The 14,627-nt window shown below is 65.2% G+C and carries 15 protein-coding genes; 12 read left to right on the forward strand and 3 right to left on the reverse strand.

The window, feature by feature from the left end:
• Positions 1 to 154: 154 nt before the first annotated feature.
• The gene (locus AC0L2O_RS21650; RefSeq protein ID WP_369723699.1) at positions 155 to 394 is read left to right on the forward strand and encodes a hypothetical protein; all 240 of its coding nucleotides are present in this window, start codon (positions 155 to 157) and stop codon (positions 392 to 394) included.
• A gap of 476 nt (positions 395 to 870) precedes the next feature.
• Here AC0L2O_RS21650 and AC0L2O_RS21655 read toward each other — a convergent pair whose 3' ends face one another.
• Positions 871 to 1,791 (reverse strand): LysR family transcriptional regulator, encoded by a 921-nt coding sequence (locus AC0L2O_RS21655; RefSeq protein ID WP_473371113.1) that lies wholly within the window; start codon positions 1,789 to 1,791, stop codon positions 871 to 873.
• A gap of 105 nt (positions 1,792 to 1,896) precedes the next feature.
• On the opposite strand from AC0L2O_RS21655, the gene AC0L2O_RS21660 reads away from it, so the two are divergent.
• The 10 genes from AC0L2O_RS21660 to AC0L2O_RS21705 all read left to right on the forward strand — a co-directional run bounded on the left by AC0L2O_RS21660 (position 1,897) and on the right by AC0L2O_RS21705 (position 11,965).
• A complete protein-coding gene (locus tag AC0L2O_RS21660) occupies positions 1,897 to 2,220 on the forward strand; it encodes a Dabb family protein (protein ID WP_369723703.1) in 324 nt (107 codons plus the stop codon).
• Complete coding sequence (locus AC0L2O_RS21665) at positions 2,217 to 3,296, forward strand: maleylacetate reductase (protein WP_473371114.1); 1,080 nt, start codon at positions 2,217 to 2,219, stop codon at positions 3,294 to 3,296. Before AC0L2O_RS21660 ends, AC0L2O_RS21665 begins: the two co-directional genes overlap by 4 nt.
• Positions 3,297 to 3,301: 5 nt before the next feature.
• Positions 3,302 to 4,675 (forward strand): amidohydrolase family protein, encoded by a 1,374-nt coding sequence (locus AC0L2O_RS21670; RefSeq protein ID WP_473371139.1) that lies wholly within the window; start codon positions 3,302 to 3,304, stop codon positions 4,673 to 4,675.
• 22 nt (positions 4,676 to 4,697) lie between these two features.
• The gene (locus tag AC0L2O_RS21675; protein WP_473371115.1) at positions 4,698 to 5,600 is read left to right on the forward strand and encodes an NAD(P)-dependent oxidoreductase; all 903 of its coding nucleotides are present in this window, start codon (positions 4,698 to 4,700) and stop codon (positions 5,598 to 5,600) included.
• Between the two features lie 158 nt (positions 5,601 to 5,758).
• Positions 5,759 to 7,150 carry an FAD-linked oxidase C-terminal domain-containing protein gene (locus tag AC0L2O_RS21680; protein WP_473371116.1) on the forward strand — a complete coding sequence of 464 codons (1,392 nt, stop codon included), beginning with the start codon at positions 5,759 to 5,761 and terminating at the stop codon, positions 7,148 to 7,150.
• Complete coding sequence (locus AC0L2O_RS21685) at positions 7,147 to 8,673, forward strand: sugar ABC transporter ATP-binding protein (protein WP_473371117.1); 1,527 nt, start codon at positions 7,147 to 7,149, stop codon at positions 8,671 to 8,673. The genes AC0L2O_RS21680 and AC0L2O_RS21685 overlap by 4 nt, the downstream gene beginning before the upstream one ends.
• Positions 8,666 to 9,616, forward strand: a complete 951-nt coding sequence (locus tag AC0L2O_RS21690) for an ABC transporter permease (protein WP_473371118.1) — start codon at positions 8,666 to 8,668, stop codon at positions 9,614 to 9,616. The genes AC0L2O_RS21685 and AC0L2O_RS21690 overlap by 8 nt, the downstream gene beginning before the upstream one ends.
• Complete coding sequence (locus AC0L2O_RS21695; RefSeq protein ID WP_409188859.1) at positions 9,613 to 10,587, forward strand: ABC transporter permease; 975 nt, start codon at positions 9,613 to 9,615, stop codon at positions 10,585 to 10,587. The genes AC0L2O_RS21690 and AC0L2O_RS21695 overlap by 4 nt, the downstream gene beginning before the upstream one ends.
• A 46-nt stretch (positions 10,588 to 10,633) precedes the next feature.
• The gene (locus AC0L2O_RS21700) at positions 10,634 to 11,608 is read left to right on the forward strand and encodes a sugar ABC transporter substrate-binding protein (protein WP_473371119.1); all 975 of its coding nucleotides are present in this window, start codon (positions 10,634 to 10,636) and stop codon (positions 11,606 to 11,608) included.
• A 69-nt stretch (positions 11,609 to 11,677) separates the two neighbouring features.
• Positions 11,678 to 11,965 (forward strand): YciI family protein, encoded by a 288-nt coding sequence (locus AC0L2O_RS21705; RefSeq protein ID WP_369723718.1) that lies wholly within the window; start codon positions 11,678 to 11,680, stop codon positions 11,963 to 11,965.
• Positions 11,966 to 12,144: 179 nt separating this feature from the next.
• Here the strand turns inward: AC0L2O_RS21705 and AC0L2O_RS21710 are convergent, their stop codons facing one another.
• On the reverse strand, positions 12,145 to 12,540 hold the full coding sequence (locus tag AC0L2O_RS21710) for an NUDIX hydrolase (protein WP_369723720.1): 396 nt from the start codon (positions 12,538 to 12,540) through the stop codon (positions 12,145 to 12,147).
• Between the two features lie 154 nt (positions 12,541 to 12,694).
• Positions 12,695 to 13,795 carry an AI-2E family transporter gene (locus tag AC0L2O_RS21715; RefSeq protein WP_369723723.1) on the reverse strand — a complete coding sequence of 367 codons (1,101 nt, stop codon included), beginning with the start codon at positions 13,793 to 13,795 and terminating at the stop codon, positions 12,695 to 12,697.
• 308 nt (positions 13,796 to 14,103) lie between these two features.
• Between AC0L2O_RS21715 and AC0L2O_RS21720 the strand changes: the two genes are divergently transcribed.
• Positions 14,104 to 14,331 (forward strand): hypothetical protein, encoded by a 228-nt coding sequence (locus AC0L2O_RS21720; RefSeq protein WP_369723725.1) that lies wholly within the window; start codon positions 14,104 to 14,106, stop codon positions 14,329 to 14,331.
• Positions 14,332 to 14,627 lie beyond the last annotated feature (296 nt).

Below are 14,627 nucleotides of genomic sequence, written 5' to 3' on the forward strand. Positions count from 1 at the left end.
GCGAGATCGGTTGTCCCAAGCCAACCGCTGAGCCGGCGCAGCCCCGGTTGGCGACACCTCAACGCACGGGCGGACGCAGATACCGGCGGGCTCTCATTGACGGTTTGAGCGTTCGGACACTCAGCGCTAGGATGGGCCTTTTACGGAGGCTCATTTGAAGTCGATCATTATCATCGCCGCCATCGCAATTGTTGCCACAGGGCCCGCACGGTCACAGGCGCTGGTCGATCCCGCCAAGGTTGCTCCCGAATATCGCGAGGCTGCGGAAAAACGCCGGGCGGAGCAGATCCGCCAGCGCGAATGCGCGATGAAGGCGGATCTCGAGAAAGTGCTCCCGAGGGATCGGACCGTCTACCTGAACCATTGCCTGGACGCATTGGCCGCCAAGCAATAGCCGCTTGATCGGGCTGTTTTGAAGAACTGGACGGCCCTCGTGTTTCCACGGCGGCTGCGCCTTCCGCGCGACGGGGTGCGACCGCCCTTCAACCTTTGTTCAGACCTTTGGGCTCAGCTAATCGCCTATTTCCATTGGTGATTGCTGTCCGCACATGAGCTCGGTCCAGGTCCAGTGCACGCGCTGCAAGACGATGTTCCGCGATCGCGCAGCGCGATTGCAGGATGGCTATTCCAGGCAATGTCCCGGCTGCGAGGTGGTGCTGTTCTTTGCCGAGGATGCACAACACCCCTTCGTCAAGCGCGCGATGAGAGAGGCGCGGAAGGTCCGTAAGGAAATCCGCGACGCCGATGCCGCCAGGATCTCCGCGCCGAGCGCCGGTGCGGCCTCCTCAAGGTCGTCCTTCCGGCGAACGCGGGTGTCAGAGCGATCGGAGTAAGGACCGCTCGGGCTCGCGGGCTCGCCGGCAAAGCCGTCTAGTTTGCGTCCATCCAGATCCCGGCATCGGAATGCGCGCGGATGTGGTCGACCAAAAAATCCGAGAACACCCTGATTTTCGCCGGCAGCCGGACCCGGTTCTGGTAGGCCACGTTCATCGTGAGCAGCGGCAGCTCCCACTGCATCAGCACCGGCACGAGCTTGCCGGCCGCGATGTCGCCCTGCACGATGTAAAGCGGCTGGATCAGGACGCCGAGGCCCGCCAGCGCCGCACCGCGGATGATTTGGCCGTCATTGCTGTCCAGCGCCGGCGCGATGCGCACGGTCTGCGCGGCATTGCCTTGCTGAAGCCGCAGCGAATAGGGGTCGTTGGCAAGATTGTAGATCAGCATGTCGTGACGCGCGAGATCGGCGGGATGCTCGGGCCGGCCGTGCGTGGCGAGATAGGAAGGCGCTGCCGCCAGCACCCGGCGCATCTGCCCGATCCGGCGAATGATAATGTTGGAGTCGGGCTCCTGCTCCCTTGTGCGGATCGCGACGTCGATGCCGGCCTCGATGAAGTCGGGATAGCGGTTGGCCGCGATGATCTGGACATCGAGCTTCGGGTAGAGCTTGCGAAACGCCGGCAGCATCGGCGCCATGTAGATCATCGCAAACGACAGCGAGCTGGTGACGCGCAGCATGCCCTTGGGCGACAGCGCGCGGTCGCTGACGGCGTCCTCGGCTTCGGCGAGCTCGTTCAGCAGCGGGCTGCAACGCTGCAACAGCTCCTGCCCTGCCTCGGTCAGCCATTGCCGGCGCGTGTTGCGCTCGATCAGCCGCACCGCGAGCCGCTCCTCCAGCGCGCTCAGGTGCCGGCTCGCGGCCGCGTTCGACATCCGCAAAACGTCCGCAGCCTTGGACAGGCTGCCGAGCTCGGCGGTCCTGGCGAAAACCTCTAGCTGGAGCAGCCGGTCCATTTTTGCGCATATTGGAAAAGAGACTTACGAAATTTGACCTTTATTTCCGATTTCTGCAAGGCAAAATGGGGCAACAAACAAGATGACAGGCGAGGAAATCCGGGAATGTCGGGCCCGATCAAGCACATCGTGATGTGGCGGCTGCGCGGCGAGACGCCTGCGGAGCGCACGGCGGCCAGGTCCAAGGTCAAAACCTTGTTCGAAGGCCTCAGGGGCCGGATCGACGGCCTTACCCATATCGAGGTCGGCGTCGACGTCAGCGATGTCGATTACGCCTGCGACGTGGTCCTGGTCTCGGAGTTTACCGACAGTGCGGCCCTGAAGGCCTACGCCATCCATCCGGAACATCTGCGGGTACGGGAGGAGCTTGGCGACTTGCGGATCGGCCGTTTCCAGGTCGATTATCCCAGCAAAGAGACCGGCGCATGATCGGTTCGTTCACCTTTGAAAATCTGCCCTGCCGCGTCGTGTTCGGCAGCGGAACGCTTGCCTCGGCCAAGGCCGAGGTCGAGCGTCTCGGCGGCACACGCGCGCTGGTCCTGACCACGCCGCAGCAGGAGGCGCAGGGCGCCAGGCTCGGCGCCGCGCTGGGCCCGCTTTATGCCGGCATCTTCGCAGGCGCCACGATGCACACGCCGGTCGAGGTGACCGAGCGGGCGATCGCGGCGATGAGGGCGTGCGATGCCGACTGCGTGGTTGCGCTCGGCGGCGGCTCGACGACCGGGCTCGGCAAGGCGCTCGCCTTGCGTACCGGAATCAACCAGCTCTGCATTCCCACCACTTATGCCGGCTCGGAGATGACGCCGATCGTCGGCCAGACCGAGAACGGCCTGAAGACCACGGTACGCGATGCGGCCGTGTTGCCAGAGACTGTGATCTACGACGTCGACCTGACGATGACGCTGCCCGTCGGCCTCGCCGCCACCTCCGGCATCAACGCCATCGCACACGCGGTGGAAGCGCTCTACGCCCGCGACACCAATCCCGTGACCTCGCTGATGGCGGAAGAAGGCATCCGCGCGCTGGCGCGCGCCCTGCCAGCCATTGCCGCCAAACCTGACGACCGCGAGGCCCGCAGCGAAGCGCTCTATGGCGCCTGGCTCTGCGGCGTGTGCCTCGGCACCGTCGGCATGGCGCTGCATCACAAGCTCTGCCACACCCTCGGCGGCACCTTCGACCTGCCGCATGCCGAGACTCACACCATCGTGCTGCCGCATGCGCTGGCCTACAACGCGCCCGCAGTGCCCGAGGCGATGGTGCGGATTTCGCGCGCGATCGGTGCGGCCAATGCGGCGCAAGGCCTGTACGATCTCGCCCGCCGCCTCGGAGCAAAGCTGGCGCTGCGCGACATCGGCATGCCCGAAAGCGGAATCCACAAGGCGGCCGACCTCGCCGTGACCAACGCCTACTGGAATCCGCGCCCGCTCGAGCGCAACGCCATCCGCGACCTGATCGCGCGTGCCTGGGCGGGCGAGCCGCCGGTCGCAGCCAAAGCCGTGACGTGACCGACATGCGGCGCATCCTGATCAAATCGGCAACAATCATCAGCATGGACGAGCGCATCGGCGATCTCCGTGCCGGCGACGTACTGGTCGAGAATGAGCGGATCGCAGCGGTCCGTCCCGACATCGATCTCGGCAGCGGCGCTGCAGAGACCGAGATCGTCGACGGCCGCGGCCGCATCGTCATCCCCGGGCTCATCAATGCGCATATGCACACCTGGCAGACGGCGCTGCGCGGATATGCGGCGAACTGGACGCTGCTGGAATATTTCCGCCGGATGCATGCCGGGCTCGCGACGGTGTTCGCGCCGGACGATATCTACATCGCCACTCTCGTCGGCGCGCTGAACCAGATCAATTGCGGCGCCACCACGCTGGTCGATTGGTGCCACAACAATCCGACTCCTGATCATACCGACGCCGCCGTGCGCGGCCTGATCGAGAGCGGCATCCGCGCCGCCTTCTTCCATGGCTCGCCCAAGCCGGAGCCGAAGCCGGGCGAGCCGCATTTCTCGGAAGTGCCGCATCCGCGCCGCGAAGTCGAGCGCCTGCTCGCCGGCCCCCTGGCCGATCGCAACGGCCTCGTCACACTCGGGCTCGCCGTCCTCGGCCCGCATTATTCGACACTCGATGTATCCTTCCATGATTTCCGTCTGGCGCGGGAATTCAACCTGATTGCCTCGATGCATCAGGGCGGCGGCCCGGCCAAGACTCCAGGCGGCTGGGAAAAATTGATCGACGCCGGCCTGGTCGGTCCCGGCGTCAACATCGTCCATGGCAACGACCTGCCCGACGAACTCCTGCAAAAGCTGATCGATCTCGGCGCATCGTTCTCGGTCACGCCGGAGAACGAGATGATCCAGGGCCACGGCTTTCCCATCACGGGACGGCTGCTCAAACGCGGCGTCCGTCCCACCATCGGCATCGATCTGGAATCCGTGTTGCCCGGCGATCTCTTCTCCGCAGCACGCGTCGCGCTGTCGATGCAGCGCGCGCTGGACAACGCGGAGATGCGCAAGAGCGAGGGCACCATTCCAGCGACGACCACGATCCCGGCGCGCGAAGCGCTGCGCTGGATCACCACCGAAGGCGCGCGCATGCTCGGCCGCGACAACCAGATCGGCTCGCTGAGCCCGGGAAAACTCGCCGATCTCGTCGTGATCAACGCCGATGATCTCAACCTCGTTCCGGTCCACGATCCCGTCTCCACCGTTGTGATGCAGACGAGCCTCGCCAATATCGAGGCGGTCATGATCGGAGGCCGCTGGAAGAAACGAGATGGGATATTGTTGGTCGACGGGCTCGCTCGCAAGAAGGAGCTGCTCGCGCAGTCAGGCCAGCGGCTGGTGAGGGATATCGAGCGACAAGGGCGCAGCGCATGATGCGGCCAACGGACAGCAAGCCATGACTGATACGACAAGACACATCGCGTTCATCGGTATCGGCAAGATGGGCCTGCCGATGTCGCTGCTCATCGCCAAGGCGGGCTACCGCGTCGCCGCCTTCGATCAGAGCGCAGCGCGGCTCAATGAGGCGCGTGAAAACGGTCTTGCGGTCGCAAGCTCGCCGGCCGAGGCTGTCGCTAGCCGCGCCGTGGCCATCACCTCGCTCCCCGACGACGACGCATTGCGCGCCGTGATGCTTGGCCCGACCGGCCTCGTCAGTGCGATGGCGCCGAAGTCGGTCCTGATCGAGACCAGCACGGTCAGTGCCGAAGCCTCGGCCGAGGTCGGCGCCGCCGCGCAGGCGCGCGGGATCGCCTATCTGCGGGCGCCAGTCTCCGGCAATGCCAGCATCGTCCACACCGGCGCTTTGAGCTGCTTTGTGTCCGGTCCCAGGGACGCTTTCGAAAGCGTCAGGCCGCTGTTCGCGAGCTTCACTCGTTCGCAGACCTATCTCGGCCCCGGCGAGGAAGCACGTTACGCCAAGCTCGCGGTCAATCTCATGATCGCGGTCTCGGCGGCGATGATGGCGGAAAGCCTCGCGCTGGCGCGCAAGGGCGGCATCGGCTGGCACGACATTTTGAAGGTGCTGGACGACAGCGCGGTCGCCTCCCCGATGGTGAAGTACAAGACCGCGCCGCTACGGACGCGCGATTTCGAGTCGACCTTCTCCTGCAAGCAGATGGCCAAGGATCTGGACCTCATCCTCGGTGCCGGCCACACCGTCGGCGTGCCGCTGCAGCTGGCGGCGCAGGTCCGCGAGACCTACGGCGCGCTGGTGGCGCAAGGCGACGGCGAGACCGACTTCATCGCGACCGTCAAGCATCTCGAACGGCTGTCGGGCCTTGGCGAGCCCAAACTCTGATCGACGAAGGCAGAATTGCGGAACTTCAACGAACACACGATCATCGACGCGGTGCTGGAGCGCATGGCCGGCGCGACGCGAACAACGCACAGCCGGCGTACAGCCGGATACAGCGGACTGACAAAGCGTCCGCATAGAACGGAAGACGGGAAGAGACGATGGGACCGCGGATGAGCATAGCCGCACTGGCTGAACGCCTCACAGGCGTGATCGGTCCGCGCGCCAGCATCGCGCGCGGCGTGCTCGATCAGCATGGCCAGAGTGAATCCTACTATCGTGCATTGCCGCCCGACATCGTGGTGTTTCCGGAGACGACGCAAGAGGTGGTCGAGATCGTCAAGCTCTGCGCCGGCGCGGGCGTGCCGATCGTGCCGTTCGGCGCCGGCACCTCGCTCGAGGGCAACGCGTCCTCGGTCGCGGGCGGCGCCTGCATCGACTTCGCACGCATGAACAAGGTGCTGACGGTGCACGACAGCGACATGAATGTCGTGGTGCAGCCCGGCATCACCCGCAAACAGCTCAATGCTGAGCTCCGCGGCACCGGCTTGTTCTTTCCGATCGATCCCGGCGCCGATGCTTCGATCGGCGGCATGACCTCCACGCGCGCCTCCGGCACCATGGCAGTACGTTACGGCACCATGAAGGACAACGTCATGGCGCTCGAAGTCGTGCTGGCGGACGGTCGCGTGATCCGCACCGCCAGGCGCGCCCGCAAATCGGCAGCCGGCTACGACCTGACGCGGCTGTTCGTCGGCGCGGAGGGCACGCTGGGCGTCATCACCGAGATCACGCTGAAGCTGCACGCCCTGCCCCAGGCGATCTCGGCGGCGGTGTGCAGCTTCGACACTCTGCACGACGCGGTCGATACCGCGATCGGAATCATCCAGGCTGCCATTCCGGTCGCGCGCGTCGAACTGCTCGACGACGTCATGATGCGCGGCATCAACGCCTACGCCAAGCTCGGCTATCGCGAGGCGCCGACGCTGTTCTTTGAATTCCACGGCTCCGAGACCGCCGTTGCCGAACAGGCTGAGCTGGCGCAAGCCATCGCCGCTGAACATGGCGGACGCGGATTCGAATGGGCCAAGGCGCCGGAGGACCGCAGCCGGCTCTGGCACGCCCGCGACAACACGCTCTACGCCGGCCTCGGCTTGCGGCCCGGTGCGCGCGCCATCATCACCGATGTCTGCGTGCCGATCTCGCGGCTTGCGGAATGCCTGATCGAGACCCGCCGGGACGCCGACGAGCACGGCTTCACCGCCCCGATCGTCGGCCATGTCGGTGACGGCAATTTCCACATGCTGATCCTGATCGACCCGGCAAAGCCCGATGAGGTCGACAGCGCCAAGGCGCTCCAGGCCCGCATGGTCGCACGCGCCATCGCCATGGACGGCACCTGCACGGGCGAGCACGGCATCGGGCTCGGCAAGATCGATTACCTCACTGATGAGCTCGGTGGAGCCGTCGACGTGATGCGGTCGATCAAGACCGCGCTCGATCCGGATGGATTGATGAATCCCGGCAAGATCTTTGCGGGAGCGCGCGCATGAGCACCGCGGCGTTGGCCATCGAGCCCGCCTCGCCGACGCCGTTGCTCGAGCTGCGCGGCATCAGCAAGGATTTTCCGGGCGTCAAGGCGCTGGACGACGTCTCCTTCGCGCTTTACCCGGGCCAAGTGCACATGCTGCTGGGCGAGAACGGCGCCGGCAAGTCGAGCCTGATGAAAGTGCTGTGCGGCGCCTATCAGGCTGACGCCGGCGAGTTCTTCCACAAGGGCGAGAAAGTCACGATCACCTCCACCGCGGACGCGCAGAGGCTCGGGATCGCCGTGATCTTCCAGGAGTTCTCGCTCGTCCCCTATCTCGACATCGCGCAGAACATCTTCCTCGGCCGCGAGCCGAAGGGCCGCATCCCCGGCACCATCGACCGCAGGAAGATTCTGGCCGATGCGAAGCGCCTGCTGGACACGATCGGCTTCGACATCGATCCGTCCGTCACCGTCAACACGCTCGGCGTCGCCCAGCAGCAGATGGTCGAGATCGCGAAAGCGATCAGCCAGAATGCGCGCATTCTCGTGATGGACGAGCCCACCGCCGCGCTCTCCGACCGCGAGACCGAGCTGCTATTCGCGCTGATCGCGCGGCTGAAGGCCGACGGCGTCTCTATCGTCTACATCTCGCACCGCATGGCCGAGGTGTTCGCGCTCGGCGACCGCATCACGGTGTTGCGCGACGGCCGCCGCATCGACGGCGTTCGCCCCGCCGACGTCACGCCCGACCAGCTCGTGCGCATGATGGTCGGCCGCCCCGTCGACATGACCTATCCGCGCAATTTCGCCGACAAACCGGGCGAGGTCCTGCTTGAGGTCAAGGGCCTGACCTCGCCGAGCGGAATCTCCGACATCAACATCGAGGTGCGCCGGGGCGAGATCGTCGGCCTGTGCGGCCTGGTTGGATCCGGCCGCAGCGAGGTGGCGCGCGCCATTTTCGGTGCCGATCCCACCACATCAGGCGAGATCATCTTCGACGGCAAGCCGATGTCGGGCGAACCCGACGTCGCCGCCCGCCGCGGCATCGCTCTGATCCCGGAGAACCGCAAGAGCGAGGGACTCGCTTTGCTCCGCTCGGTCGGCGACAACCTGGTAGTGTCGGCGCTGCGAAAACTGTTTCCGAGCGGGCTGTTCGATCCGCGCAGCGGCCAGCGCACCGCCGACGGGTTGATACGGCAGCTCCGCATCGCCACCCCGAGCGCGCGCCAGACCGTCGGGCTTTTGTCAGGCGGCAACCAGCAGAAGGTCGTGATCGGCAAATGGCTCGCCGCCGGCGCCAGGCTCTTCATCTTCGACGAGCCGACCCGCGGCATCGATGTCGGCGCCAAGTCGGAGATTTTTGCCCTGATCGACCGGCTGGTCGCCGAAGGCGCCGCGGCCCTGATGATCTCCTCCGAGCAGGTCGAGATCTGCCATGTCTGCGACCGCGCCTATGTGATGCGCGAGGGCCGCATCGCCGGGCACCTCGCACGCCACGAACTGACCGAGGAGAACATCGTGCGATTGGGGATGCATCATGCGTGAGGCCGCGATCGTATCACAGCCCAATCCGCTTCAGCGCATCCCGGGCGTCGCCATCGTGTTGGGAGCGCTGGTCGTGCTGTTCGGCGCAATCGCGCCCGGCTTCCTTTCGGCGGCGAACCTGTCCAACGTGCTGGTGCAGTCGACCATCCTGACCATGCTGGCGCTGCCGATGACGCTGATCATCATGACCGAGGGCCTCGACCTCTCGATGGGCGCGGTCCTGACCTTGACCTCGCTCTGCGTGGCCATCGTCTCGCTCGCGACGAAGTCGATGCTGCTTGGGCTGTGCGCCGGCATTGCCGTCGGCGCGGCCTTCGGGACGGTCAACGGCTGGCTGGTCGCGATCGTCGGCATTCCGCCGTTCGTGGCGACGCTCGGCACCCTCGGCATGGCGCAAGGCTTGTCGCTGATCGTCTCCGACGGCCAGAGCGTGGTCGGCATTCCCCACACGGTCCGCGATATCTATTCGGCGTCGTTGCTGGGCATCCCCGTGCCGATCGTGATGGCGCTCGTCACCTATGCGGCCTTTCACGGCCTGCTCTATCACACCCGTTTCGGCAGCTACGTTTTCGCGCTCGGCGGCAACCGCGAGGCGCTCAGATATGCCGGCCTCTCGCCCAACCGGCTCTTGATCGTGGTCTACGCCATCGGCGGCACCATGGCCGGCATCGCCGGCCTGCTGATGACGGCCCGGATGAATTCGGGGCATCCGACCGCGGGTCTCGGGCTTGAATTCGACGCGATTGCGGCAGTTGCGGTCGGCGGCACCTCGTTCGAACGCGGCAATGGCTGGCTGCCCGGCACTTTGCTCGGCGTGATCGCGGTCGGCGTGCTGCGCAACGGCCTCAATTTGATCTCGATGCCGTCCTCGGTGCAGGTCGCAAGCATCGGCGTCCTTGTCATCGTCGCGCTCTTCCTCGATGGCCTGCGGAGCCGGGCATGACCGACATCTCCAAGGAAGCCTTGTCGCCGCCGCGCTCCTTCCTGTCCCAGGACGCGATCCAGCTGTTCTATCGTCTGCTCGCCGTGCTCCTGATCTGCGCCGTGCTGGCGGTGCTGAACGATTCATTCCTCAGCCTCGGCAACATTCTCAATGTGCTGCGGCAGGCGAGCCTCACCTTCTTCATCGCCTCGGGCCTGACGCTGGTGGTGCTCACCGCCGGCCTCGATCTCTCGGTCGGCGCCAATGTCGCGCTGTCCGCCTGTATCGCCGGGACCGTGATCCACGCGACCGGTTCGCCAGTGCTGGGAATCCTCACGGGGCTCGCCTGCGGCGGCATCGTCGGGCTCCTCAACGGCATCATGGTGACGGCGCTCCGCATTCCCTCCTTCATCGCCACCTACGGCATGCTCTGGGTCCTGAACGGGCTGACCTACTGGTACATGGCCGGCGAAACCCTTCACGGTTTCCCCGCCGGCTTCCGCCAGATCGGCAGCGGCTATTTGCTGGGCCTGCCGATCCCAGTCTATCTGCTGCTGGTGTTCCTCGGCATCGGGACGCTGTTTGCCCAGCGCACCATCTGGGGCCAGCAGATCTACGCCATCGGCGCCAATCCGGTCGCCGCGCGCCTCTCCGGCATTCCGGTCGCGCGGCGCCTGCTGCTGGTCTACGCCGTCTCCGGCACCATGGCGGGACTTGCCTCGATCATCTTCCTGTCGCGGCTCAATTCGGCGGAGGCCGATATCGGCGAGAGCCTGACCTTGCCGGCGATCGCGGCCGTTCTGATCGGCGGCACCTCGCTGTTCGGTGGCGTCGGCACGGTGTTCGGCACCTTCATCGGCGCGCTGATCCTGACACTGGTCCTGAACGGCATGAACCTGCTCTCGGTCAGCGCCAACTGGCAACCGCTGGTCACCGGCATCATCGTCATTCTCGCGGTCTGGCTCGACATGAAGACGCGCCGCCGGACCTAATGAGTTTTCACGCAATCCAACAAACCAAAATGGGGATGGAGACGACATGAAACAGAGACTGGGCTATCTCGCACTGCCGCTTGTCATGGCGGCCGCGTTCACAACGCAGGCGCGCGCCGACGGCGAGACCATCGCCGTGTTCACGAAAAATCAGACCAATCCGTTCTTCCAGACCGTGCGGGTCGGCGCTGACAACATGGCCAAGACGCTGAACGCCAAGACGCTGCAATACATCCCGACCAAGCCCGACTCGATTCCGGAACAGCTCAGCCAGATCGAAGACGTCGTCGTGAAGAAGCCGAGCGCGATCGTCTTCACGCCGGTCGACTACAAGGCGATGGTGCCCGGGGTGGAGAAAATCAACGACGCCAAAATCCCCGTCGTAAATATCACCGATCGCTCCGCCGGCGGCAAATTCGTCTCGTTCATCGGCGCCGACGATTACAGCCTCGGGCTCGAAACCGCGCGCTTCCTGCTCAAGACGCTGGGCGGCAAGGGCAACATCGTCATCATCGAGGGCGTCAAGGGCTCGCTGACCAATGTCGACCGCGTCCGCGGCTTCAACGACGCGCTGAAGGAGAATGCCGGTGCAAAACTGCTGGCCTCGCAGCCCGGCAACTACCAGCGGCTCCAGGCGCTCCAGGTGATGGAGAATCTGATGCAGTCGAACGCGCAGATCGACGGCGTGCTCGCCGCCAACGACGCCATGGCGGTCGGCGCGCTCGAGGCGCTCGACGGCGCCAACCGCAAGGCCCAGGTGATCGGCATCAACGGCACCAAGGAAGCCATCGACGCCATCAAGTCAGGCAAGCTGCTCGCAAGTGGCGACTACAACGGCTTTGCCCAAGGCTGCCTCGGCACCATGATGGCGATCCGAAGCTTGCGCGATCAGCCCGTCGTCAAGGAGATCGTGCTGAAGCCCACCGTCATCACCAAGGACAATTACCAGCCGTTCGACACACCGCTGGAGCAGCGCACCTGCCCGACCTTCGAGGAAGCTAGCAAGCTCGGCGCCAAGTAGACGCGGCCTGTTCTGACGAAGCGCCGGACGGCTGACATCACAGCCGTCCCCCAAAGCCCTGGAGAGATCATGCTGTTTGCCATCCATGCCCTCGACCGTAGCGGCGCACTGCCGACGCGGCTTGCCAATTACGACGCCCACAAGGCGTTTCTCGGCGACACCTCGCGCTTCGGCGTCAAGATCGTGATGTCGGGACCGCTGGTGTCCGATGACGGCGGCACCATGATCGGCAGCCTGTTCCTGATCGAGGCTCCGGGCCGCGCCGAGGTCGAGGCCTTCAATCGCGCCGACCCCTTCGCGGCGGCCGGCATCTGGGAGAAGGTCACGATCACCGGGTTCTTGCGCCGGCAGGGCTGACGCACGGAGCCGACGCGAAAAACCCCAGTGCTTGGAGACACTGGGGCGTTTCAACGGAAATCAATTGGTACGGCAATGGCGCCTTGATAGCAGCGAACTCGGCGACGGTATGTGAACTGCTTCACATCCCACGGCGGCCGGTGACCGGTCCATTTGTCACACCCCAAGCAACGTCGCGCTCAGCTCCGCCGCCGCTGCTTCCGCGGGAACAGCCGATCGCGCACGTAGCGCGAGGTCGCAGTCAGGCGGATTCCGCGCGGCTTGTGCCAGGCGGCGCGGTCGATCTCCTTCTTGTCGCCGATCGCGAGCCTGCCCTTGGCGCTCTTGGCAATGAAGATCGCGTCGCTCATCTTGCGGCCGGAACGCTTGTTCTTGGCCTTCACTTCCTTCCAGAGGCTGATCCGGCCGAGCTTCAGCTTCGGCAGCTCCTCGCGGATCTCGCGCCGCAGGCAGTCCTTCTCGGATTCGCGCGCGCGTTTGCGGCCCCCTGGAAACATCCAGAGGCCGTCGGAGCGCCGCCTGACCAGCAGAACCTTACCGCGCCTGGCCGCAACCAATTTGGAAGACTTCGCCATTGCCGTCGCAAACCAAAAACAGAATCGGTCTATGGTAACTTGTCTAGTTGGTTAGACAAGTTAGTTGGCCATTGCGGTGACCGGCGCCGGCCGCAATTGTCCGGACTTGCGAGATCCGGCAAACCCGCGCCTCTTCCGCGAGACGCGTGCAGCCCTATTGAGCCTCGTCAACCGCCGGCGACTCCACTTTCCGTTTCCCCGCGCCTGTCCCGATCCACGCCGCCGCCATTTCCCACGCCACCGACAGGATGATCGGCCCGATGAACAGGCCGACGATGCCGTGGGCCAGCGTGCCGCCGATCACGCCGACGAAGATCACGACGGTCGGCGTGTTGAGGCCGCGCCCCATCACGAGCGGTTTCAGCATGGTGTCCAGGAAGCCGACAACGACGAGAAACACCGTGAGCACGAGCGCCGTGGTAACGTCCTTGGCGGTCCAGATCCAGATGATCACCGGCAGCAGCACCAGGAAGGCCCCGATCTGCACGATCGACAGCAGCAGAACGATGAAGGCGAGCAGGCCGGCGCTCGGCACGGCGGCGAGCTTGAAGCCGATTCCGGCAAGCAGCGCCTGCACGATGGCGACGCCGATCACGCCCTGCGCCACGGCGCGGATGGTGGCACCGCCGAGCTCGAGAAAATGCTCGCTGTGCTCGGGCACGATGCGAGACAGGAAACCGCGCCCGGCCGCAACCAGCCGCGGCCCGTGCGGAAACAGGAATCCGGCCACGAACACCGAGACCAGAAACTGGAGTGTTCCAAGGCTCGCATCGCCCGCGAGCAACAACAGCGGTCCCGCCAGCGGCTGGAGATAGGGCGCCACCTCGCGCAGCACCGCGCGGATGTTGGTGTAGGCCTGATCCCAGACTTCGTAGAGCGTCGGGCCGATGATCGGCCACGACTTGATCTGCTCCGGCGCCGATTTGAGCGCAAGGTCGCCGGTGCCGAGCTGGTGCGCGAGCTCCTTCACCCCGTCCACGGCGCTGAGGCCGAGCCAGGTCGCGGGGCCGAGCACGATGCCGAGCGTGATCAGGGTGAGAATGGCGGCCGCGGTCTTGGGGCGGCCGCCGAGGATCTTGGCGACCCAGCTGAAAGCCGGATAGAACGCCACCGCGAGCACGGCGCTCCAGGCCAGGATCGGCACGAACGGCCGGATGATAATGAATGTCCAGATGATCAGCAGCGCCAGCAGGCCGAGCCGGATCACGAGCTGGATGACGTCCTCACCCGTCAGGAGCTGACGCAGACTTTTCACAGGCACGGCTTTCCTTGCGGCATCAACGCGGGTTCCGGCACTTGCGCGGCCATGCGTTATTGCCAGCAACGGACCGGACGTCAAGGTAACCGAGCCCGGGCGCGCGGGCTCCAACCTGGAAGTGATAGTTCACGCCCGGCGGCGATCTGGACTGATGGGCGGTCCGAACACCGGTAACCCTTGCAACGCCGCGCCCGAGCCGGGTTTGGCTAACGATGATTAACCGGATTTGCGACGGCCGGTTTACGCCGATGCAAACCCTCGCACCTACGCTTTGGCTCAAGGTCCCAAAAAACAAACTCGGTGCAATGGCCAACAGCATCTGGACGATCGAGGAATTCACCTGCCCCGGCTGCGGCATGAACTACACCGCGACCCGGGAGGAGCACGCCGAGCCGCACGCCGGCAGCTTCAAATGCAGCATCTGCAGCGGCGTGGTGCACAGCTGGTCCGGCAAGCATCATTTCTTCGGCTGGCAGGCGGTCAAGACGAAGCCCGCCGTGTTCGGAAGACGCTGGGCGGGCGCCGGCTGGTAGGCTAAGGGCAGCGTTCTCGGTGCTGTAGCCCGGATGGAGCGAAGCGCAATCCGCGACGAGCGTCGGATCATGTTGCGCGTGCCCACCGGCTTGCGCTCCGCTCTCGTCCACACTCCGTCATTGCGAGCGCAGCGAAGCAATCCAGTCTGCCGCCGCGGAGGGATTCTGGATTGCTTCGCTGCGCTCGCAATGACGAGTTCGTTGAACCAGCGGCCCGCCTCTCCGGCGTCGTTGTCCCGGCGAACCGCGATGACCTAACTCCCAGGTCAGCATTGGGAGTGAATCGCGGCTTCTGC

The organism is Bradyrhizobium sp. Kon10 (assembly GCF_055807395.1).